The 1,974-nt window shown below is 50.9% G+C and carries 1 protein-coding gene; it reads left to right on the forward strand.

Annotation, left to right across the window (positions count from 1 at the left end; genetic code table 11):
* Nucleotides 1-1,974: beta strand repeat-containing protein (locus tag CXF82_RS22230; RefSeq protein WP_219621763.1), on the forward strand; the 1,974-nt coding region annotated here is incomplete at both ends.

The following is a 1,974-nucleotide window of genomic DNA, read 5'->3' on the forward strand; positions in this document are numbered from 1 at the left end:
TATCACACCCACCGCAGCAGGCAGTGTCACGGTCGATGTGGCAGCTAATGCCGCTATCGATGGTGCCAGTAACGGCAATACCGCAGCGGTGCAATTAACCGCCACCTATGACGCCAGCAAGCCAAGCCTTACGATTACGGGGGCAAGCGGTAATATCAACGCCGCCTTTACCGCGACATTCGCTTTTAGTGAATCCGTCACCGGTTTTGATGCTGCAGATATTTCTGTTAGCAATGCAGGTGTTTCAAACTTCAGTGGTTCGGGTGACAGTTACAGTGCGCTTATCACACCCACCGCAGCAGGCAGTGTTACGGTCGATGTGGCTGCTAATGCCGCAATCGATTTAGCCAGTAACGGCAATACTGCAGCAGTGCAGTTAACCGCCACCTATGACGCCAGCAAGCCAAGCCTGACGATTGCGGGGGCAAGCGGTAATATCAACGCCGCCTTTACCGCAACATTCGCCTTTAGTGAATCAGTGACCGGTTTTGATGCAGCAGATATTTCTGTTAGCAATGCAGGTGTTTCAAACTTCAGTGGTTCGGGTGGCAGTTATAGTGCGCTTATCACACCCACCGCGGCAGGCAGTTTTACGGTTGATGTGGCTGCTAATATAGCCGTCGATTCTGCCAGTAATGGCAATACTGCAGCAGTGCAGTTAACCGCCACCTATGACGCCAGTAAGCCAAGCCTGACGATTGCGGGGGCAAGCGGTAATATCAATGCCGCCTTTACCGCAACATTCACCTTTAGTGAATCCGTCACTGGTTTTGATGCTGCAGATATTTCTGTTAGCAATGCAGGTGTATCAAACTTCAGTGGTTCGGGTGACAGTTACAGTGCGCTTATCACGCCTACCGCGGCAGGCAGTGTCACGGTCGATGTGGCAGCCAATGCCGCTATCGATTCTGCCAGTAACGGCAATACCGCAGCGGTGCAATTAACCGCGACTTACGACGCCAGCAAGCCAAGTGTTTTGATTAGTGGTGCTTCAGGTAATATCAACGCCGCCTTTACCGCGACATTCGCTTTTAGTGAATCCGTAACCGGTTTTGATGCTGCAGATATTTCTGTTAGCAATGCAGGTGTTTCAAACTTCAGTGGTTCGGGTGACAGTTACAGTGCGCTTATCACGCCTACCGCAGCAGGCAGTGTTACGGTCGATGTGGCTGCTAATATAGCCGTCGATTCTGCCAGTAACGGCAATACTGCAGCAGTGCAGTTAACCGCCACTTATGACGCCAGCAAGCCAAGCCTGACGATTGCGGGGGCAAGCGGTAATATCAACGCCGCCTTTACCGCAACATTCACCTTTAGTGAATCCGTCACTGGTTTTGATGCTGCAGATATTTCTGTTAGCAATGCAGGTGTTTCAAACTTCAGTGGTTCGGGTGGCAGTTACAGTGCGCTTATCACGCCCACCGCAGCAGGCAGTATCATGGTCGATGTGGCAGCCAATGCCGCAATGGATTTAGCCAGTAACGGCAATACTGCAGCAGTGCAGTTCACCGCCACCTATGATGCCAGTAAGCCGAGTGTTTTGATTAGTGGTACTTCAGGTAATATCAACGCAGAGTTTACTGCGAGCTTCACTTTCAGTGAATCTGTCACTGGTTTTGATGCTGCTGATATTGCGCTGAGCAATGCAACAATTTCAAGCTTTACTGGAAGTGGTAAAACGTATTCAGCGCTTATCACACCCACCGCAGCAGGCAGTGTCACGGTCGATGTTGCAGCAGATGCCGCTATCGATGGTGCCAGTAACGGCAATACCGCAGCGGTGCAATTAACCGCCACCTATGACGCCAGCAAGCCAAGCCTGACGATTGCGGGGGCAAGCGGTAATATCAATGCCGCCTTTACCGCAACATTCACCTTTAGTGAATCAGTGACCGGTTTTGATGCTGCTGATATTTCGCTGAGCAATGCAACAATTTCAAGCTTTACTGGAAGTGGTAAAACGTATTCAGCGCT

It is taken from the genome of Shewanella sp. GutDb-MelDb (assembly GCF_002836075.1).
Taxonomy (GTDB): Bacteria; Pseudomonadota; Gammaproteobacteria; order Enterobacterales; family Shewanellaceae; genus Shewanella.